General features: G+C 62.7%; 19 protein-coding genes and 2 pseudogenes. 9 read left to right on the forward strand and 12 right to left on the reverse strand.

Features of this window, described 5'->3' with window-relative positions:
- The first annotated feature begins 13 nt into the window (after nt 1-13).
- On the forward strand, nt 14-982 hold the full coding sequence (locus tag ASF43_RS06145; protein WP_056177701.1) for a tripartite tricarboxylate transporter substrate binding protein: 969 nt from the start codon (nt 14-16) through the stop codon (nt 980-982).
- A gap of 97 nt (nt 983-1,079) precedes the next feature.
- Nucleotides 1,080-2,696, forward strand: a complete 1,617-nt coding sequence (locus tag ASF43_RS06150; protein ID WP_156373160.1) for a GMC family oxidoreductase — start codon at nt 1,080-1,082, stop codon at nt 2,694-2,696.
- A 62-nt stretch (nt 2,697-2,758) separates the two neighbouring features.
- On the opposite strand, the gene ASF43_RS06155 is transcribed toward ASF43_RS06150, so the two are convergent.
- Entirely contained in the window at nt 2,759-3,481 is a 723-nt protein-coding gene (locus tag ASF43_RS06155) for a TetR/AcrR family transcriptional regulator (RefSeq protein WP_056177705.1), read from the reverse strand.
- Between the two features lie 108 nt (nt 3,482-3,589).
- Between ASF43_RS06155 and ASF43_RS06160 the strand changes: the two genes are divergently transcribed.
- From ASF43_RS06160 to ASF43_RS31325, 4 genes and pseudogenes are all read left to right on the forward strand, one after another.
- On the forward strand, nt 3,590-4,555 hold the full coding sequence (locus ASF43_RS06160; RefSeq protein WP_082497631.1) for a tripartite tricarboxylate transporter substrate binding protein: 966 nt from the start codon (nt 3,590-3,592) through the stop codon (nt 4,553-4,555).
- Between the two features lie 40 nt (nt 4,556-4,595).
- A complete protein-coding gene (locus ASF43_RS06165; protein ID WP_056177714.1) occupies nt 4,596-5,021 on the forward strand; it encodes a cupin domain-containing protein in 426 nt (141 codons plus the stop codon).
- Nucleotides 5,022-5,054: 33 nt separating this feature from the next.
- A pseudogene (locus tag ASF43_RS31585) lies at nt 5,055-5,436 on the forward strand (integrase core domain-containing protein); the annotation flags it as partial.
- A 33-nt stretch (nt 5,437-5,469) separates the two neighbouring features.
- A pseudogene (locus tag ASF43_RS31325) lies at nt 5,470-5,772 on the forward strand (GMC oxidoreductase); the annotation flags it as partial.
- 83 nt (nt 5,773-5,855) lie between these two features.
- On the opposite strand, the gene ASF43_RS06175 reads toward ASF43_RS31325, so the two are convergent.
- The 4 genes from ASF43_RS06175 to ASF43_RS06190 all read right to left on the reverse strand — a co-directional run bounded on the left by ASF43_RS06175 (nt 5,856) and on the right by ASF43_RS06190 (nt 9,115).
- Nucleotides 5,856-6,158: a YciI family protein gene (locus ASF43_RS06175; RefSeq protein WP_056177716.1), complete on the reverse strand. Its 303-nt coding sequence runs from the start codon at nt 6,156-6,158 to the stop codon at nt 5,856-5,858.
- A gap of 79 nt (nt 6,159-6,237) precedes the next feature.
- On the reverse strand, nt 6,238-7,290 hold the full coding sequence (locus ASF43_RS06180) for a tripartite tricarboxylate transporter substrate binding protein (RefSeq protein ID WP_235578141.1): 1,053 nt from the start codon (nt 7,288-7,290) through the stop codon (nt 6,238-6,240).
- 97 nt (nt 7,291-7,387) lie between these two features.
- The gene (locus tag ASF43_RS06185; protein ID WP_056177720.1) at nt 7,388-8,251 is read right to left on the reverse strand and encodes a fumarylacetoacetate hydrolase family protein; all 864 of its coding nucleotides are present in this window, start codon (nt 8,249-8,251) and stop codon (nt 7,388-7,390) included.
- A 24-nt stretch (nt 8,252-8,275) separates the two neighbouring features.
- Nucleotides 8,276-9,115 carry a hypothetical protein gene (locus tag ASF43_RS06190; RefSeq protein ID WP_056178166.1) on the reverse strand — a complete coding sequence of 280 codons (840 nt, stop codon included), beginning with the start codon at nt 9,113-9,115 and terminating at the stop codon, nt 8,276-8,278.
- A gap of 205 nt (nt 9,116-9,320) precedes the next feature.
- Between ASF43_RS06190 and ASF43_RS06195 the strand changes: the two genes are divergently transcribed.
- The 3 genes from ASF43_RS06195 (at nt 9,321) to ASF43_RS06205 (ending at nt 11,579) form a co-directional block, all read left to right on the forward strand.
- On the forward strand, nt 9,321-10,190 hold the full coding sequence (locus ASF43_RS06195) for an HpcH/HpaI aldolase/citrate lyase family protein (RefSeq protein ID WP_235578142.1): 870 nt from the start codon (nt 9,321-9,323) through the stop codon (nt 10,188-10,190).
- Between the two features lie 48 nt (nt 10,191-10,238).
- Nucleotides 10,239-10,532: a DUF1330 domain-containing protein gene (locus ASF43_RS06200; RefSeq protein ID WP_056177724.1), complete on the forward strand. Its 294-nt coding sequence runs from the start codon at nt 10,239-10,241 to the stop codon at nt 10,530-10,532.
- Between the two features lie 303 nt (nt 10,533-10,835).
- On the forward strand, nt 10,836-11,579 hold the full coding sequence (locus tag ASF43_RS06205) for an SDR family NAD(P)-dependent oxidoreductase (RefSeq protein WP_082497632.1): 744 nt from the start codon (nt 10,836-10,838) through the stop codon (nt 11,577-11,579).
- Between the two features lie 100 nt (nt 11,580-11,679).
- Here the strand turns inward: ASF43_RS06205 and ASF43_RS06210 are convergent, their stop codons facing one another.
- From ASF43_RS06210 to ASF43_RS06240, 7 genes are all read right to left on the reverse strand, one after another.
- Nucleotides 11,680-12,615 (reverse strand): LysR substrate-binding domain-containing protein, encoded by a 936-nt coding sequence (locus tag ASF43_RS06210; protein WP_056177728.1) that lies wholly within the window; start codon nt 12,613-12,615, stop codon nt 11,680-11,682.
- A 72-nt stretch (nt 12,616-12,687) separates the two neighbouring features.
- Nucleotides 12,688-13,548 (reverse strand): NAD(P)-dependent oxidoreductase, encoded by an 861-nt coding sequence (locus tag ASF43_RS06215; RefSeq protein WP_082497633.1) that lies wholly within the window; start codon nt 13,546-13,548, stop codon nt 12,688-12,690.
- A 1-nt stretch (nt 13,549) separates the two neighbouring features.
- Nucleotides 13,550-14,521: an NAD(P)-dependent oxidoreductase gene (locus ASF43_RS06220; protein ID WP_369803236.1), complete on the reverse strand. Its 972-nt coding sequence runs from the start codon at nt 14,519-14,521 to the stop codon at nt 13,550-13,552.
- Between the two features lie 130 nt (nt 14,522-14,651).
- On the reverse strand, nt 14,652-15,158 hold the full coding sequence (locus ASF43_RS06225; RefSeq protein WP_056177732.1) for a peroxiredoxin: 507 nt from the start codon (nt 15,156-15,158) through the stop codon (nt 14,652-14,654).
- 50 nt (nt 15,159-15,208) lie between these two features.
- Nucleotides 15,209-16,117 carry a LysR family transcriptional regulator gene (locus ASF43_RS06230; RefSeq protein ID WP_056177734.1) on the reverse strand — a complete coding sequence of 303 codons (909 nt, stop codon included), beginning with the start codon at nt 16,115-16,117 and terminating at the stop codon, nt 15,209-15,211.
- A gap of 77 nt (nt 16,118-16,194) precedes the next feature.
- Nucleotides 16,195-17,172 carry a tripartite tricarboxylate transporter substrate binding protein gene (locus ASF43_RS06235; RefSeq protein WP_235578143.1) on the reverse strand — a complete coding sequence of 326 codons (978 nt, stop codon included), beginning with the start codon at nt 17,170-17,172 and terminating at the stop codon, nt 16,195-16,197.
- A 34-nt stretch (nt 17,173-17,206) separates the two neighbouring features.
- A complete protein-coding gene (locus tag ASF43_RS06240) occupies nt 17,207-18,688 on the reverse strand; it encodes an aldehyde dehydrogenase (protein ID WP_056177737.1) in 1,482 nt (493 codons plus the stop codon).
- Nucleotides 18,689-18,702 lie beyond the last annotated feature (14 nt).

Consider the following 18,702-nt stretch of genomic DNA (forward strand, 5'->3'; position numbering starts at 1 on the left):
CCCACCGACCACCATGCTCCAAAGATTTCTGGCCACAGCCATCGCGCTCGCCGCAGGTTCGGCCCAAGCGCAGAGCCCCACAGCCACCCACTGGCCGACCAAGACCGTTCGCATCGTGGTCCCGTTTGCGGCCGGCTCCTTCACCGACATCGCGGCGCGCGCCCTGGGCAAGGAACTCGCGCAGCAGACGGGGCAATCGTTCGTCATTGACAACCGCACCGGCGCAGGCGGAACGATCGCCAACGACCTGGTGGCAAAGGCGACCGACAACCACACCTTGCTGTTCACCGACGGTTCCTTCTCGGTGTCGTCCGCCCTGTACAAGAAGCTGCCTTACGTGCCTGCCCGCGATCTGCTCGCACTGGCCCAGGTGGGTGAGTCTCCTGCTGTGCTGGTGGCACGTACGGGGCTGCCAGCCAAGGATCTCAAGGCCGTGGTTGCTCTGGCCCGCCAGGACCCGTCGGCCTTGTCGTTCGGATCCGGTGGCCAGGGCTCATCCGGCCACCTAGCCGTAGCCGAATGGTTGCAGCAAGCGGGCGTGGAGATGGTGCACGTTCCCTACAAAGGGGTGGCGGCAGCGATGGCGGACGTCATGGGCCAGCGCATCGACATCTCCATCGGCAGCGTCGGATCGACCCAAGCCCTGATCAAGGACGGGAGGGTGCAAGCGCTCGCGCACAGCGGCACGCAACGGCACCCCCTGATGCCCCAGGTGCCAACGTTCTCCGAAGCCGGCTTTCCGAACTACAAGGTGACCTACTGGTTCGGGCTCATGGTTCCTGCCAGCATGCCCGCCGAGATGCGGAACGCCGTGCGCAGCCAAGTGCAGCAAGCGAGCAATGCGCGAGGTCTCGGTGAGATCTTCGAGCGGTCTGGCGTCTCGCTGACCTTTTTGGACACCGCCAGCTTCACAGAGCGAATCGCAGGTGAGGTCGTCGCGTGGCAGCGCCTGATCGACAAGATGGGCATCAAGCCGGAGTGAGCAGACAACCCCCAAAGGCGTCATCAGTGCTTGCGCACCCAGGGACGCCATCAACTATCAATGAAGAGACAAGAGACTGAATGTGGATGCGGGCATCATGAACCAAGATGAAAGCGCCTGGGATGACATCGTCATCGGGGCCGGCAGCGCGGGCTGCGTCGTGGCGGCGCGGCTCAGCGAGAACAGTGGCCGGCGCGTGCTGCTGCTGGAAGCAGGACCAAAGGACGTGTGGCTCATGAAGCCCTTCGGCCTCAGCTACTACCTCGACTTCTCGCGCTTCGAATGGGGCTTCTGGTCGCAGCCCGATGCGACCCGCAACCTGCGGACCGACCACTGGCGGCGCGGCCGCGTGGTGGGTGGCAGCGGCAGCATCAACGGGATGAACTACGTGCGCGGCACCCGCGCCGACTTCGACCGTTGGGCCGCCATGGGCAACACAGGCTGGTCAGCGGACGACGTCATGCCCTTGTTCCGCGACATGGAGCGCTGCGAGCCGGGCTACCACACGCCGCCGGACCTCTCGATCCGTGGCGATTGCGGACCGCTGCCCATTCGGGAAGTGCGGCACTGCCATCCGCTCACCGAGGCCTTCCTTAAGGCAGCACAGGCAGCCGGCATCCCGCGCACCCAAGACTTCAATGGCGCGCAGCAGGAAGGCGTGGGCTACGGCCAGTTCAATCAGCGTCGCGGCATGCGGGTCAGTTCAGCGGACGCATGGCTGAACCCAGCCCTGCGGCGCAAGAACCTGCAGCTGACCACGGACGCGCTGGTGCACAAGCTGCTTGTCAAGGATGGCCGGGTGACGGGAGTCGCCTACGAAGTCGGTGGGGTCGTACGCGTGGCCCAGGCAGGCCGCGTCATCGTCTGCGGCGGGGCAATCAACACGCCGCAGCTGCTGATGCTGTCGGGCATCGGCGATGGGCGGGAACTGCAATCGCTGGGGATCGACGTCGCCCTGCACAGCCCGGGTGTCGGACGCAACCTGATGGAGCATCCGCTCATCCGGCCGACCTGGCGCGTGAAGGGGCCCAGTTACAGCCCCACCAGCAACCTGCTGCGCATGGCAGGCTTCGGTGCCAAGTTCCTGCTGACCGGGCAAGGGCCACTGGCCACAATCACCGAGGCCATGGGTTTCCTGAGAACATCCCCCACGGAACCTGTGCCGGATGTGCACATGCTGTTCTCGGTGGCGGGCGCGGTCAACGACGACGAACGACAGTTCTACAAGAGCTTGAAGGTCTTGCCGTATCCGTCGTTCTCGATGGTGCTGGACAAAAGCTATCCCTTGAGCCGCGGCACCATCCGGCTCGCCAGCAAGGACCCGAAGGCGGCGCCGCTGATCGCCCCCAACCTTCTCGCGGACGATGCTGATGTGCAGACCCTCGTGAAGGCGATCAGAGTGCTGCGTCGCATCGTCTCACAGTCGCCCCTGGCCGACATGGTGATGGACGAAGTCGAGCCAGGGCCACACGCCACTTCCGAGGCCGCGCTGGTGGAGTATGTGAAGGCCCGCACCGGGCTGGCCTACCACGCCTCGGGCACCTGTCGCATGGGCGTGGACGAGAAGGCGGTGGTCACGCCGGACCTGAAGGTTAAGGGCCTGGAGAACCTGTGGATCGCCGATGCATCCGTGATGCCGGAGCTCATCAGCGGCAACATCAATGCGGCGTGCATGATGATCGGCGAGAAGCTGGGGCGGCAGCTCAGGGGCTGACCGTTGCGCCAACTCCGGAACGTCTGGCAACGACCGGGCCGGCGCTGTCGGCCGCGCGCGTGTCAGCGTGGCGGTGTCTCGAGTTCGCAGGGTGGCGCCCGAAAGCCGGCCACGAGAAATGCGGTCATCTGCCGCACGCTGGCCTCCGAGTGGCCATGGTCATCGTTGAAGCGCAGATTGCTGAACAGCACCGGCGGCCGCGTCATCCGCTGTGGTCCTGCCATGGCATAGATGAGCGCGCCGACCATCAGGTTGTAGCGCCACAGCAAGTCTCGAAGCGACAACGCGGGAAGGCACAGTTGCAGCGCGAGGACGAAGCGGCTGCGCACCGGCTCGTAGTGGACCTTCAAGAAATCCTCCTCGCCTGGCATTGAGTACACGCGGGCGAGAAACTGCGTCACAACCAGAGACGAGTTGCCCTCATCGAGCGCGCCGTGGTCCGCGGCGGGCTGCTCGGGCATAACCCCGTGGATGACCGGCGCGATGAAACTGTGGACCACGCGTTCGAGCAGTGTGGCCTGCGGACCGGCCAAGGCAACATCGAGCATTCGCAGGCGCTCGTCGTTCAACGGCGTCACCCGCCGACTGAACATTTCCTCCAGCAACTTCTGCTTGGAGCCGAAGTGGTAGTTGATCGCTGCGACGTTGGCACCAGCCTCTTCGCAGACAGCGCGCACGGAGAGCGCCTCGGTCCCTCCACGCGCACAGATGCGCTCTGCCACGTCCAGGATCAGGCCTCTGGTCACCTCGCCGGAACGAGGCCCGCCCGGAAAGTGACGCACCATGATTTAAACGACTGTTTGAAACATCGCTTGATCTTAAGGGATAAGTCTACTGGGAGAGATTCGTGATTCACTCTAGTATTCAAACATCTGTTTAACTCAGGATGTCCTATGCGATTTGCCCAAGCAACTCTGGCACTGATAGCTGCCATCGGAATCGCCAGCAGCGCCTGTGCCCAAGACTTCCCGTCGCGTCAGATTCGCTGGATCGTTCCCTATCCTGCGGGTGGCGGCGCGGACAACGTCGCTCGTGCCGTGACGCTGCGACTGTCCAGCATGCTGAGCCAGCCTATCGTCGTCGACAACCGCCCTGGCGGAAACACCATCATCGGCACCCAGGCGCTGCTGTCTGCTCCGCAGGACGGCTACACGGTCATGAACTCGGCAGAGCAGGTGGCGGTGAACGGCACGTTGTATCCCGATCTGAAGTACTCGGCTGAGCGCGATCTGACGTTCATCGCGCCGCTGGTGCGGACACCGCTGGTGCTACTGGCGCGCCCCGAGTTTCCCGCCGCCGACGCAGCGGCCTTGATCGGTCTCATGAAGGATCGGGGAGACAAGGTTACCTATGGCAGTTGGGGACAAGGTGGCATGAACCATCTGACGATGGAGGCGTTCGCCGACCGCGTCGGTGTCACACCGATGCACATTCCCTATCCCGGCGCAGCACCCGCAGTCCAGGCACTGCTGGGTGGGCAGATCGATCTGTACTTTTCCGACCCTGCGACGGCTTTGCCCCACATTCGGGCGGGCAAACTCAAGGTGCTTTTGGTTTCCACCAAGGAGCGCCTGCCTTCGCTGCCCAACGTACCGACCGTCCACGAGAGCGGCTACCCCGGCTTCGACATGTACAGCTGGCAGGGTGTCGTCGCCCCCAAGGGTGTGCCCGAGGATGTCGTGCAGAAGCTGTCGCGGTCCATCCGCGAGACGCTCCAGGACCCGGCAGTGAACAGGGAGTTGGTCGAGCGCGGCTTCATCCCGTCGCCTGGCACACCAGAGCAGTTCCGTGCGTCGTTCATGACGAGCCAGAAAGGGCTCGGCGACGTCGTGCGCAAGCGCAACATCCGCATCCAGTGAGCCAGTGCACCGGCATGACGCATGAACCAGGAGCCCTACCATGACCCCTCCCCTTCCCGACACCGCACGCACCCACGACAGCACGCCGGCCGCGCCGCAGCCCCCACATCTGCGCTCGCATTACCTGGACACCAACGCCATGGACTGGCAACCCACGCAGTTCGAGGGCATCACGATGAAACTGCTGTACGCCGATCCCGCTACGGGCATGTCCACCATCATGTTCAAGATGGAGCCAGGCTCCGTCGTCCCGCTGCACGAGCATACGTCCATCGAACAGACCTACATGATCGAAGGCTCGCTGGAAGACGCGGAAGGCGCGGCGAACCCTGGCGGGTTCGTCTGGCGTCCAGGCGGCAACATGCATGTCGCGAAGTCTCCAGGCGGTGCTGTCTTCATCTCGTTCTTCACGAAGCCCAACCGGTTTCTGGGAGGAGAAAAGTTCTTCACGGAAGCCAGCGGCTGATACGCACGCGAATGCGGCACTGATCGAAGACGCAGCCTGCAGGCACACATGCAGACCTCGCTGGTCAAGCGATGCGCTGCTGATGGCCTGCTTTCGACGCAGGACGGCCGCCGGCCTGATCTTTCACAGCGACAGGGCCACCCAGTATTGCAGCCAGGACTTCCAGGACACGCTGCTGGCTTGGGGCATACGCAGTTCGATGTCGCGCGAGGGAAATTGCTGGGACAACGCCCTCACCGAGAGCCTGTGGGGACGGCTGAAAACTGCCTGTGATCACGGCCCCAGGTATGCCACGCGCGAGCAGGCGAAGCAGGCAGTCATGGACTGGATCGCCTTCTACAACCACTCGCGGCTACATTCGGCTCTGGGCTACCTCAGTCCGATGCAGTTCGAACAACGCTGGACAGATGTGCAGACCCTGGTGAAGGCGATCAAAGTGCTGCGCCGCATCGTGTCCCAGTCGCCCTTGGCTGACATGGTGATGGATGAGGTCGAGCCGGGTCCGCACGCCACCACCGACGCCGCGCTGGTGGAATACGTGAAGGCTCGCGCCGAGCTGGGCTACCACGCGTCGGGCACCTGCCGCATGGGTCTGGACGAGAAGGCAGTGGTCACGCCGGACCTGAGGGTCAGGGGCCTGGAGAACCTGTACATCGCCGATGCGTCGGTGATGCCGGAGCTGATCAGCGGCAACATCAATGCAGCGTGCATGATGATCGGCGAGAAGCTGGGGCGGCAGCTCAGGGGCTGAGCCGCCTGAATGTCGTTGCTGACGCTCCGACGCTCAGGTGCGTGGCATGCCAGAAGTGGCCGCGGGCACCGATCCGCCCAAGCTCAGCCCACGACGCGCCGGTGATCGAATACGAACTTCTTCCAACGTTGGATTGTGTAGGCGCCGAAGATCCCGTGGAGGAAGAACGGATCGTTCTCGATGTAGTCGACTGCTTCGGCCCGGCTTTCGACGTCAAGAATGATCAGACCGCCGTTCGGGAAGTCGTCGTCGTCCGGAAACAGTCCACCGCTCGCAATGATGCGCCCGGCGTTGCGCGTCACATAGTCGACGTGGATCTGGCGGAGGCTGCTCTTCATTTCCCGGTCTGTTCCGGGCCCGTCGACGAAGGTGATGGCATAGGGCATGGCGTGTTCCTGGATTCAGGCGGAGTGGAATGGGGGAGTGTCTGCAGTCTGGCCTGATGGCGAGCGTGAGCGGCGGCCGTCATTCGATCTTGATCTTCTTGCCGACTTCCCGCCACTTGGCGACATCCTTCTCGATGAACTGCCTGAGTTGCTCCGGCGTGGAGTAGCTGGCGCGAACATTGGCATGTTCCAACTGCTGCACCACGTCTGGCATGCGCGAGATGCGTTCGAGTGCTTCGTTGAGTGTCCGCGTCACCGAGGCGGACATGCCAGCCGGCCCCAGCAAGCCGTAGATCGCGTAGACATCGTAGTTCTTCAACGCATCGGTGACGTCCTCCTCCGCCAGCGTCGGAACTTGGGGCAGCGCCGTGGATCGCTGGTTGCCCGTGACTACCAGACCCTTGATCCGCCCTTCGTGAATGAACTGGGCCGCCGTAGCAATGGTCGGTATGCCGAAATCCGCATTGCCCGCGGCGACCTCGCGCACGACATCGGCGTCGCCTTTGTAGGGCACATGGGTCATGCTGATCTGCGTCAAACCCATGATGTATTCGGTGAACAGGTGGTTGCCCGAGCCCACGCCTGCGCTGGCGTAGTTGAGCTTGTTCGGAGACGACTTCGCGTAGGAGATGAACTCCTTCAGGTTGCTCACCGGAAGACTTTTGTTCACGGTAAGCACGGCGTTGACTTCGCCGACCTTGCCGATGTGGGTGAAGCTCTTGAGGATGTCGTAGGGGATGTTGGACCGGACTCCTGGCCCCATCGTCAGCGCGCCGGAGGTTCCGAGCCACAGGGTATGGCCGTCAGGGGCCGCACTGGCCACGGGCTGCGCCGCCAATTGCTCGAATGCACCAGGTTTGTTCTCCACCACGACGGGAACGCCGAGCGCCTGCTGCAGTTTCTGGCCGTATGCGCGCGCAATCAGGTCGGCGCCGCCCCCCGGCGTGTACCCCACCAGGATGCGGATCGGCTTGCTGCCCAGCGCGGGCGCAGGGCCTTGCTGCGCCTGCGCACCAAGCGCTGAAGCGCAGAGAGCGGCGGCCATCACCACCCGCACCGCCTGCACCGCAGGTGCCTGCCGTCCCATCCACGTACGTGCCTGGGCGCGAGCGCCCGCATTGCTTGACCTCATATTGTGTCTCCTTGTCTCCAGCGCAGCGCAGTGCAGCGCATTGAATTGGCCCACCGAGCGCAGTGGGCCCATGCCAGGCGCGGGGCCTCAGGCGCCGCTACGCGAACCGGTTGGTCAGGCGACCGATGGCATCGATCGTGATGGACACCTCGTCGCCCGCCTTCAGGAACCGGGGGGGCGAGAAGCCGATCCCGACACCCGCCGGCGTGCCGGTGGCAATCACGTCCCCGGGCTGCAATTCCAGGCCGGCGGACAGGATCGCGATCAGCGTCGGGATGTCGAAGATCAGGTCTCGCGTGTTGGCGTCCTGCCGCAACTCGCCGTTGACCCAGCATTTCACCGCCAGGTCGTCGTGCTGCAGCTCACCGGCCGTGACGATCCAGGGGCCCATGGGGCAGAAGGTGTCGAGCGCCTTCCCCAGGAACCATTGCTTGTGCTTGCGCTGCCGGTCCCGCGCCGTGACGTCGTTGACGATGGTGTAGCCCCAGACGTGGTCCAGCGCGCGCGGGGCCGGGATGTCGCGGCCGGCCTTGCCGATGACGATCGCCAGCTCGGCCTCATAGTCCACTTCGGACGTGGCCTGGGGATGCAACTGGACCGTGTCGCCGTCGCCGACCACGGTCGACGGCGGCTTGCTGAAGACCGCAGGGTACTCGTCGATCTCGGCGCCTTTGACGGCACCGGCCTCGTAGCCGCTGCCCGCGAATTCCTTGGCATGGGCACGGTAGTTCTTGCCGACGCAAAAGATGTTGCGCCTGGGTACCAGCGGCGGCAACAGGCGGATCTGGTCCAGTCGCACGGCTGTGGCGTCAACGCGCAACGTATCGGCCGGCGCGCCGTGGCGCTGGATCACGTCGACCATGTCCTGCAGGTCCTCTGCAAGGGGTCGGATGCAGATGCCGTCGGCGTCGACGACGCCGATAAGAATGCGGGAACCCTGGGCATAGCGGGCAATTTTCATGTGGAGGTCCTTGGAGTGGCTGGGTCAGAACTGCGGCAGCACGAGACGCAGGAACTCGGCTGGCGTGACGCCGCGTATCGCGACGGGCTCATGGTGCGCGGCCAGTTCGAAAGCCGAGTGCGGACCATAGGTCTTGCCACCAATCTCCACACTGCCCCTGCTCAGGAACAGCAGTTCGATCGACGGCTGGCCCCCGGCCACGAAGCTCGCACCCGGCTCGACCCTGGTCAGCCCGATCTGTGTACGCCGCTCGGTGAACGTGCCCAGCCACTTGTGGAATACGCCGGCCACGGGGTCTTCGATCCATTGGAAACTTGCAGGATCCATCAGCACCAGGTCCTGATAGCGCGGACTGCCAAAACTGAGCTTTTGTCCGGTCGCCTCTTCGAAGCAGGCTTCGGATCCGTCCTGGTTGTGAAGCTTCCCGTTGGCGTCGACATAGCTGAAGATGCCGTCTTTGAAGACGCCTTTTGATTGGAGCGCCCGATTGGCTCTTTCCCGGCGCGCCACGCTCAGAAAGCCATTACCGCTGGCTCCCCCGAACTGAAGGGTGAGCATTTCCAGACCCTCGGGTCGGTCTTGCGGGCCATAGCGCACGCCCTCGGGAAAATAGCCAACCCACCCCTCGGGCATCGATTTACCCTTGGCGTACGGATAAGTGCCCTTGAGAATGTAACGCACTTGGTCGAAATTATGCCGATGGCGGGGCGTGCTCCATCCGCCCGAGCCAGTCCGATTCATCTGCATGCAGTAATTGCTGGGGCTGTCGTCTTCCCCCGTCAGCAGAATCTTCAGTTCCAAGACGCCCTCGCGCATGCTGCCCACTTGGCTCTTCTCCGCCGAGGCTGCTTCAGACACTCGCATGTGTATTTCCTCCACCGCCACGCGGTAATTTAGGCGGTTGTGCATTAGCGTGGCGCGATGCTAGCGGTTGGGCTCTGAAATTAGAAGCCCTTTACCGGACAAGCTATAACCCCTGGTTATTTCCCCGTGCTTACCCGCTGTTGACGCACCGCTCTCCTCCGCAGATTATTTGCCGATCCAAAGCTTCTTGTGCCTGGATGGTCCAGTGGAACTCGCCGCTACAAAATCCTCAGGAGAAAAAATGCCTGCAAAGCCGCAACAACGTTTACTGCGCAACACCGTCAAAGACAAGCTGGGTCGTGGTGAATTGGTCTTGTCGCTGACCGTTCGTCTGGTGCGAACGGTCGAGATTTCGGCATTGGCTTCCACCGCGGGATTCGATTCGATCTACATAGATCTGGAACACAGCACGTTTTCTTTGGATGCCACCAGCCAGATCTGCATGTCAGCGCTGGCTTTGAATATCGCACCGTTTGTTCGCGTTCCGAACGTTGATTATGTTGCCCGAGTATTGGACGGCGGGGCACTCGGCATCATTGCACCGCACATTGAATCTTCGGAGGATGCCGAGAGAATTGTGCGCGCTGCGAAATTTCCGCCGCTTGGCCATCGATCTTTCTCCGCCGCATTACCGCACTTTCAATACCAGAGCGTCGATGCAGGCGAGATGTTCAGCGCATTGGACGACGCCACCATGGTGATCGCCATGGTGGAGTCTGCCAAGGGCCTGGAAGCCGTCGATCGCATCGCCGCCGTACCGGGTGTGGATGTGGTCTTCATCGGCACAAATGATCTGTGCGCTTCCCTGGGTGTGCCCGGACAACTTGACCATCCGCTGGTGCGCGATGCCTATGCGTACGCCATGCAGGCCTGCCAGCGCCATGGCAAGTCGCTGGGGATCGGCGGGCTTGCTGGCAGCCCTGCCTTGCTCGCCCGGTATGTGGCCCTCGGCGCCCAGTACGTGTCCACCGGGACCGATCTGTCCTTCCTGCTCGGCGCCGCCACGGCCAAGGCACGACAACTTCGCGAGCTGCCGACGCCCCCGGTGCCGCAAGCCGGCGGATCCACTCGCTGACTTTGTTTCGTCCCACCTCAACTCTCTGCAACTTCAAGGAACTTCACCATGCCCAAGGCTTATTGGATCGCTGCCTACCGCGCCATCAAGGACCCTGCCGCACTTGCGGAGTACGGCAAGCTCGCCGGCCCCGCGTTGCAAGCCGCAGGCGGCCGCTTTCTGGCGCGCGCGGTGCCTGCCATGGTGTATGAGTGCGGGATCAGCGAGCGCACGGTCCTGATCGAGTTCGACAGCGTCCAGCAGGCGATCGCCGCACACGACGGTCCCGGCTACAACGCGGCGTTGCAGGCTCTTGGCCAAGCTGCCGAGCGTGACGTGCGCATCGTCGAGGCTGCTGCCTGACTGCTTCCGTAGGGCCGGCTCGGCTTGTCGAAGGGCCGCGCCTTGCTGGCACGTCAGCGCCAAGGCGGGAATGCCAGCGCTCGTGAACCGGCACGGCCAAACGATGTCAGTATTTCTTTCGAAATGCAAAGTTAATGCAAATGGACGGTTGGCAGTTGGGGTCCTACAGTTCATTGGTCCGGCGCCATCCACGGTGTGGCGGCCCTCGGATTCAACAAACTTCGAACCTCCCATGCATCTCAAACCGCCTACTTGCCCACGCGCCCTGCGCAGCCTCGCGTACCTGCATAGCGGAACCGTCTTATGAACGAGAGAGTCGCATTGATCACGGGAGGTGCTGGCGGCATCGGCTCGGCATGTGCCGAAATGTTTGCCGCAGGCGGGTTGCAGGTGGCATTGGTCGACCGCAATCCGGACGTGCACCGACTTGCTGCAGCACTTGGCGAGAAGCACCATGTGCCGACCATCGGATTCGTCGTCGACCTTGCGCGCGAAGAAGAGGTTACCGCCTTGGCGCGCGACGCCCTGGCTTGGAAGGGGAGGGTTGACATTCTGGTCAACAACGCCGGCATCCATCCCAAACAGCTTGACCGCAAGTTCATGTTGGAAGAGGTGACCAACGCGCACTGGGCTGAAGTGTTCGCGATCAACCTGACCGCGCCATTCATCTTGACGCGTGAATTGCTGCCCGAGATGAAGGCCAGGGGCTGGGGCAGGATTGTCAACAACGCGTCGACCTCGGGGCGCACCGGACGCGTCAATGGCAGCACGCCTTATACCGCCTCCAAACACGGCCTGATCGGGCTGACGCGCAGCTCTGCCATCGAATCGGGACAGTCAGGCGTGACCGTCAATGCGATTGCGCCCGGACCGGTTTTAACCCAACGCATCATGAACGCGCCCGAATACCGCTCAGGCAAAGCGCAGATGGTGCGCTACGGCAAACCCGAGGAGGCTGCCGCGGTGATCAACTTTCTTGTGTCCGACCAAGCGGCGTACGTGAACGGTGCGGTCTATGACGTCAATGGCGGAACGCTGATGGCATGAACCGGCGCTGACCGCCCCACGGTCAGCGTGACAAATCGGGCAACCGCTCTCCACCCGCCGCCACAGCGCCTGGTCGACCCCGCGTGACGCCGGCCGGCCGCTATGCCGCCAGAGATTGAACGATTTCGATCATGTGATTCAGGGCGGGTGTCCGCTCCCCCTTTAACCAAGCAAACACGAAGGTGGTGGGATAGTCCATGTCGCTGAGCGGCAAGACAGTGAGCTCCGGCGGATAGATGAAGTTCTTGCCGATGATGGAAAGCCCGATTCCCATACCGACAGAGATCAGGTTCATCTGCGACACAGTGGTGCTCACCTCCTGCACGATCCTCGGCTCGAAACCCGCCTCCCGGCAGAATTCAAGGATGGCGCCGTGTCCTGGGCTGCTAAGCCCGCGTGGAACCACGACAAAGCGCTCATTCGCCAGTTCCGCCAACTCGACCGACTCTTTACTGGCCAACGGATGGTCGCGCAGCATCACGACGCCAACGGTTCCAGTCTGGATCGGGACCCAGTCGAGTGCTGTGCGGTCCTGGCCATTGATCACCGGCGTGCTCCGACGTTTGCGCAGGAACACCGTGTCAGGTCCGAAGTGCATGAACCCCGCATGGATCTTTCCATCTTCCAGCAGCTTGTACTGGTCAATCGTCACTTGATCGATCAACGAGAGGATGACATCCGGAAACTCCTCGCGAAAGCGCTTGATCGCACCGCGGAAGAGGGTGTGAAACAGGGTCAAGGAACCGTAGCCGATAGTGAGGGCGCCGCTCTTGCCCTCGCCGACGCGCTTGGTCATGGTCAGGGCGTCGTGCAGGTCGCTCATCAAGGCATTCAGCCTGGGCAGCAGTGCCTTGCCTGCCTCGGTAAGCTTGACGCGGTGCGCCAGCCTCTCGAACAGCGCGGTACCGAGTTCGCTTTCCAGATCGGCGATGAGTTGTGACACGGCGGGCCGCGTCACATGCAGCCGCTCCGCCGCGCGGCCGAAATGTTCCTCCTCTGCAGCGGCCTTGAAATAGCGAAGGTGTCGAAGTTCCATGGGGTGGCCTGTCAGGCGCGCTGCAACGGTGATGTCATAGGCACGACGGCAGGCCCGCGGCGAAGCAAGCCGTCATGCGTCGGCAAACTTCATTTTGCCGGTCGATTCGTAGAAGAGCGCAATGTCATCCAACGTGGCGCCTGGTGCCAGGTCGTTCGACGCCATCTCGATGATGCTGCGCGCCAGGTTGCCGATGAGAACGGGGGCTCCGAAGCTTGCAGCGGCGCGTGAAAAGATCTGGAGGTCCTGCACCACGTTGTTCAGAGGGACATCGGCCGTCGATTGTGCCGAGTGAAAACCTGGCAGCAGACGCTCTGATGCACTGCTCTGACCGGAACTGTTGTTGAGCACCGTGTCCATGTCCCGCACCGACAGCCCTTGCTTGGCGCCCAGGCTGGCGCACTCGCACGTCACGACGCGATTGCAGATGGCGATGGCCTGGACGACCAGATAGGTCGCGTGCCCGTTGCCGCAGGATCCGGTTGCCACGACCCTGGAGGTGATGCAGTTCAACAGGGGTTGGACCTTGGCCACGGCGTCGGCGTCACCGCCGCAGAAGATGGCTGCGTGTGCACCGAGATCGGCCCAGATTTCGGCATGGACTGGCGCGTCGACCAACTGCACGCCGCGCGACTTCAGCGCGTCGGACAGGGTCCGCGTCGACTCGGGGTCGCCACTTGTGAGGTCGACCACGATCTTGCCCGGTGTGAGGCCGGCCGCAAATTCGTCGTGCTCGAAAACGACGTCATGCAGACTCTCTTGCGCTGTCTTGCTGCAGACCATGACGACGTCGCTGCGCGCCACCAGTGCCGCGAGGCTCAGGCTCTTCGGGTTCGCGCCTGATACGTCGAATACCGACACGTCATGTCGCCGTGCAATTTGATCGACGAGCCGTTGACCCAGGCCGCCGAAAGTCACGCATCCGATGTTCATTTCAAACCCTTTCCGTGGGGGCTTGCGCGGCCGGAGCCGAAGCTACGAAGCGCACGTCTGCCTGGGACTCGATCAATCCGATCATCTGCTCGAGTCGAGCGTTCGGCCCAAGGGTGTTGACGCCGATCTGCAGCAGGCCGCGAACGACCGTGGTGATCGGCATTGGGGCGGAGGTCTCCACACCGAGCGCCAACGCCTGGTTCGTGTCCTTGAGCTGCAGAGCCAGGCCGAAGTTCGTCGCCTGCCGTCGTTCGGCGATGGCGTGGAGCATGCCGGTGGACGTGAAGTTGCGCGCCGTCGTCTGGTTGATGGCTTGCGTCATCACCTCCAGCGTCAACCCCATCTTGCGGCCAAGGGCCACGATCTCCAAGGTCGAAAACCGGCACCCGGTGTTCATGAGGTTGTTGACCGACTTCATAGTCTGGCCGTTGCCAACCCGGTCACCGCAGCGGTAGACATGGCGACTGATCGCTTCCAGCACAGGCCTGCACCTGTCGAACGCAGTCTGCGGGCCGGACGTGATGATCGACACCGTACCGGCTTCGGCCGCCGCCATCGAGCCCGAAACGGGCGCGTCGAACAGCACAACGTCCAGCTTTGCCAGGCGGTGGGCGAAGCTGCGGGTCTGCTCGGGAACACCACTGGTCTGATCGATCAGGATCTTGCCCGGCGACAGACCTTCGACCAGCCCCCCGGGACCGAAGATGACGTGGCCGACATCCGTGCTGCGCGGCAGGCACAGGAAAACAACATCGCACTGCCGCGCCATGTCGGCCGCTGTGGCCACCGCCACGGCACCTTTTGCCTCGAAGTCGGCGACGACTGCCGGGTTGAGATCCAGCACTTTCAATGGAAATTTTCCAATGATCTGACGCGCCAGCGCGCCTCCCATGGCCCCCAGGCCGATGTACCCGACATTCATCTTGTGTCTCCGGATCGCCAACAACTGACGAACAATACTGCCAGTATTCAAACTGCAGAGAAGCGGGTCAAGACACTTTTATCAGCGATATTGGTAAGCTTAACTTACCAAAAAAACTGACGCGTGCCTGCCCCTTTGAGCGCTGTACGGCCGGGCCCTGCTGCACCCGTCCAACCCCGCATCAGGATCTCGCCTGTGCCAGCAAGGTCTCGGCATCGCTGACCTCGAAAGCCCCCGGCCGTTCGACATTCAGCGAAGTGACAACGCCGTCCTTGATCAACATCGAGTACCGGCTGCTGCGCACGCCCATGCCGCGTGCCGTGAGGTCCAGCGCGAGGCCGGCGGCATGGGTGAAGTCGGCACTGCCATCGCCGAGCATGCGCACCTTGCCCTCTGTTTTCTGGTCGCGCGCCCAGGCCCCCATCACGAACGCGTCGTTGACGCTCAAGCACCAGATCTCGTCGACCCCCGCCGCACCGAGAGCTTCCGCCTGTGCGATGTACCCGGGCACATGGCTCGCCGAGCAAGTCGGCGTGAAGGCACCGGGCAAGGCAAACAGCGCGATTGTCTTGCCCGCACTTGCCTTGATGACATCGACGGGATTCGGCCCCAGGCTGCAGCCCTCACCCTCGTGTTCGACGTACTCCATCAGAACGACTTCTGGAATCTTTTCACCAATCTTGATCATGATTTCTCCATGTAAACGACGCCACAACAACAACAAGCACAGGCCGCCGATCAATCACGCGAGAGGGCCTGCCCCACTTCTTCGATATGCCGGATCAATTCATAACTCTCCCGTGTGAGTGGTGCGCTTTCCTGAAAAACCACGGCGATATCCCGTTTGAGCGACGAAACATCCAGCGGCAGTGCCTTCACGGAACCCGCGCGCACATCTGCTGCGACCGAATGGATCGGCAACAGCGCAAGATGGTCGCTAGAGGCGACCAGTGTTCTGGTGAAATTGATGGAGCCGCACTCCACCAGGTTGGCGGGAAATCGAATGCCTTGCTCATCCATCAGTTTTTCCAAGGCATTGCGCTGGGACCATCCGACCATCGGACAGATCCACGGATAAGCCGCTGCATCGGCCCACGCCAATGCGTCTTTGCGGAAGAGCGCGTGGCCCACACGCGCGAAGACAGACAGCCGATCGCGAAACAGGACGCGCTGCTTCAGTCCGTCCGACAGGATGTCGAAAAACTCGGTCTGACCGACCACGAAGTCGAATTCGCCGCGCTGCAGCCCGACCAAGAGTTCGATCTGCACCTTTTCGACCACCCTGAGCAACCCCGCGGGTTGGGCCGTCCGCCAGCGCGCCACCGCCCCCGCGATCACGCTGCTGGCTAGGCTGGGCAAGGTGGCCAGGGTCAGCACGTTGGAGCGGGCCGGATGCCCGCAGGAACATGTCTGCGCCAGCGCCATCTCCTCGCGCATGGACCTCGCATGGGCATAGACCAGCTCACCCGATTTGGTGGGCCTGACGCCGCTTGCTCCGCGGTCGAGCAGCTTCACACCCAGATCGGCCTCCAGCCGATCCATCGACTTCGACAGCGCAGGCTGCGACACAGCGAGCTGCTTTGCCGCTTTGGCCAGACTGCCCCATTCGATGATCGTGGCCAGGTATAAAAGCTTGCGTGGGTCCATGGCAGTGGCTTGGAAACGGATACGATCTCAGCAGCGATGCACCACGCGTCGTGCAAGTGCAGGACGGCTTGATCGGTTCAGTCCAGCGAGATCTTCAGCGACTTGATGACCTGGCCGAACTGCAGGTAGTCCTCGTCCATCACCTTGCGCAGATGCGCGGGGCTGCCAGCCCATGCCGCGAAGCCGACGGCGTCGAGCCGCTCCCGGATATCCGGTTCGGCCATGACCCGGATCACGTCGGCGTTGACCCGCTCGACGATGGGTGCGGGCACGCCCGTCGGGGCGAATAGCGCCACCCAGGTGCGCGCCTCCAGGCTTGGCGGCCCACCCGCCTCGCGCACGGTCGGAACATCCGGATAGCTGGGGTGCCGCTGGAGTGCGGCCAGCGCCAACAGCTTGATCTTGCCGGCCTTGGCCAGGGGGCCAGCGGTAGCAGCCGTGCCGAACGCCCAGGCAATGTCGCCGCGGGCGATGCTGGTGTAGACCTGCGGTGTGTCCTTGATCGGGATGTGCGTCATGGGCAGTCCAAGCGCCGTGGCCAGGGTAGCCGCATTGACATGCAGCTGGCTGCCCACGCCCGACGATCCATAGGTCAGTTGCCCCTTGGCCTCCTTGGCCGCGGCAGCAAGGTCGGCAACGCTGTCCCACTTGGAATCGGCGCTCACCACGACGAAGTAGTTCGTCCGGTACATCGGCGCGACCGGCTCGAAGTCATGAAACGGATCGAACGGCAGTCTTTTGTGCAGATGCGGCTGGATGGCCACGTAAGAGGCGTCGACCAGAAGGAAGGTGTAGCCGTCGGCCGGTGATCGCTTGGCGGCTTCCACCCCGATCCAGCCATTGCCGCCAGGACGGTTGTCGATCACGACCGGGGTGCCCCACAGCTTTCCGAGCTTGTCGCCGACCAGTCGCATGACACCATCGGGCCCGGTGCCCGCCGGAAACGGAAGGATGATGCGCACTGGCTTGTTCGGAAACGGCTGTGCCCTCGACGGCGTCGGAAGCAAAGCCGCCATGCAGATCGAGCAGCACAGCTGTCGCCTAGAGAGTTTCATCTCAGATCCGTGGTCTGGTCTCGAACGCCTTGGTTCATCGCTGGACAAAGGCATTGGTCGCCGCATGTTCTGCGGCTGAGATGAAAACACTCTTGGTTTCCAGATACTCATTGACCGATTCGATGCCCTGCTCGCGCCCGATACCGGAGCGCTTCATTCCACCGAACGGCATCATGTAGCTATAGGTTCGGTAGGTATTGATCCAGACCGTCCCGACATGAAGCGCTTTCGACATGCGCAGTGCCCGCCCGATGCTTTTGGTCCAAACGGCAGCCACCAGCCCGAACGCCACGTCGTTGCCGATCTCGACCGCTTGTTCCTCTCCGCTGAACTCGATGATCGACAACACAGGACCGAACACCTCTTCCTGCGCAATGCGCATGCCGTTGGTCACGTCATCGAAAATCGTCGGTTCGACGAATTGCCCGCCCTGCAATCCAGGCCCGGCGGCCTGCTTCCCGCCCAGGATGCAACGTGCGCCCTCTTTTTTTGCGATCGCGATGTAATCCAGAACTTTCTGAAACTGAGGCGGCGTGGCGATCGGACCCACATTGGTCTGCGGGTCCATCGGGTCGCCGAGACGAATGTCTGTCGCCAGTTTCAAAAGCTTTTGAACGAACACTTCCTTGATGGACTTTTCAACCAGCAGTCGAGATCCCGCAGAGCACATCTGGCCTGCGGCACCGAAAATACCGGAAACCACGCCTGCCGCTGCCAGATCCAGATCGGCATCGGCGAACACAATGTTCGGCGACTTGCCGCCGAGTTCCAGTGACACGCGCTTCAGTGATCGCGCCGCTGTCTCGTAAATGCGGGTGCCAGTGGTGTCGGAGCCGGTGAAACTAATTTTGGCCACGTCCCGATGCTCCACCAGCGCAGCACCGACCTCCTGCCCCAGCCCGGTGACGACATTGAACACCCCATCCGGGACCCCCGCGTCCCGCATGAGAGCTGCCATCTCCAGCGTGCTGACTGACGCAAATTCAGAGGGCTTCACCACCACGGCGCAGCCTGCAGCCATGGCCGGCGCGCACTTGACGGTGGCAAACCACAGTGGTGAGTTCCACGCCGTCAGCGCCGCCACCACGCCGATCGGTTCGCGGGTCGTGAAGGCGAATATCTCTGGCTTTTCCACCGGCACGGACGATCCTTCGATCTTGTCAGCGAGTCCGGCGTAGTAGTACCAACACTCCGCGATGGCGTTCAGCTGCCCATGCATTTCCGCGAGCAGCTTCCCGTTGTCCCTGGCCTCGATCTCGGCCAGCCGAGCTGCATGGCTGGCCACTGCATCGCCGATATTGCGCATGACCCTGCCACGCCTGGTGGCCGACATGCGAGCCCACTCGCCCTTGGTCATAGCCATTCTGGCGGCAGCCACGGCACGGTCAGCGTCGTGGGCACTTCCGCGCGCAATCGAGGCCCAGGCTTCGCCGCGGTAGGGATCGACTGTCTCGATCCATTCCCCACAGTGTGGTTCGACGTCTTTCCCGTCGATGAAATGCCCGTATCTCTTCATGTCTGTCCTCAGTT

Source organism: Pseudorhodoferax sp. Leaf267 (genome assembly GCF_001422405.1).
Classification (GTDB): domain Bacteria; phylum Pseudomonadota; class Gammaproteobacteria; order Burkholderiales; family Burkholderiaceae_C; genus Pseudorhodoferax.

Coding starts and splice junctions, on each gene's coding strand:
- ASF43_RS06145 (WP_056177701.1), top strand. CDS start 14: ATGCTCCAAAGATTTCTGGCCACAGCCATCGCGCTCGCCGCAGGTTCG.
- ASF43_RS06150 (WP_156373160.1), top strand. CDS start 1,080: ATGAACCAAGATGAAAGCGCCTGGGATGACATCGTCATCGGGGCCGGC.
- ASF43_RS06155 (WP_056177705.1), bottom strand. CDS start 3,481: ATGGTGCGTCACTTTCCGGGCGGGCCTCGTTCCGGCGAGGTGACCAGA.
- ASF43_RS06160 (WP_082497631.1), top strand. CDS start 3,590: ATGCGATTTGCCCAAGCAACTCTGGCACTGATAGCTGCCATCGGAATC.
- ASF43_RS06165 (WP_056177714.1), top strand. CDS start 4,596: ATGACCCCTCCCCTTCCCGACACCGCACGCACCCACGACAGCACGCCG.
- ASF43_RS06175 (WP_056177716.1), bottom strand. CDS start 6,158: ATGCCCTATGCCATCACCTTCGTCGACGGGCCCGGAACAGACCGGGAA.
- ASF43_RS06180 (WP_235578141.1), bottom strand. CDS start 7,290: ATGAGGTCAAGCAATGCGGGCGCTCGCGCCCAGGCACGTACGTGGATG.
- ASF43_RS06185 (WP_056177720.1), bottom strand. CDS start 8,251: ATGAAAATTGCCCGCTATGCCCAGGGTTCCCGCATTCTTATCGGCGTC.
- ASF43_RS06190 (WP_056178166.1), bottom strand. CDS start 9,115: ATGCGAGTGTCTGAAGCAGCCTCGGCGGAGAAGAGCCAAGTGGGCAGC.
- ASF43_RS06200 (WP_056177724.1), top strand. CDS start 10,239: ATGCCCAAGGCTTATTGGATCGCTGCCTACCGCGCCATCAAGGACCCT.
- ASF43_RS06205 (WP_082497632.1), top strand. CDS start 10,836: ATGAACGAGAGAGTCGCATTGATCACGGGAGGTGCTGGCGGCATCGGC.
- ASF43_RS06210 (WP_056177728.1), bottom strand. CDS start 12,615: ATGGAACTTCGACACCTTCGCTATTTCAAGGCCGCTGCAGAGGAGGAA.
- ASF43_RS06215 (WP_082497633.1), bottom strand. CDS start 13,548: ATGAACATCGGATGCGTGACTTTCGGCGGCCTGGGTCAACGGCTCGTC.
- ASF43_RS06225 (WP_056177732.1), bottom strand. CDS start 15,158: ATGATCAAGATTGGTGAAAAGATTCCAGAAGTCGTTCTGATGGAGTAC.
- ASF43_RS06230 (WP_056177734.1), bottom strand. CDS start 16,117: ATGGACCCACGCAAGCTTTTATACCTGGCCACGATCATCGAATGGGGC.
- ASF43_RS06235 (WP_235578143.1), bottom strand. CDS start 17,172: ATGAAACTCTCTAGGCGACAGCTGTGCTGCTCGATCTGCATGGCGGCT.
- ASF43_RS06240 (WP_056177737.1), bottom strand. CDS start 18,688: ATGAAGAGATACGGGCATTTCATCGACGGGAAAGACGTCGAACCACAC.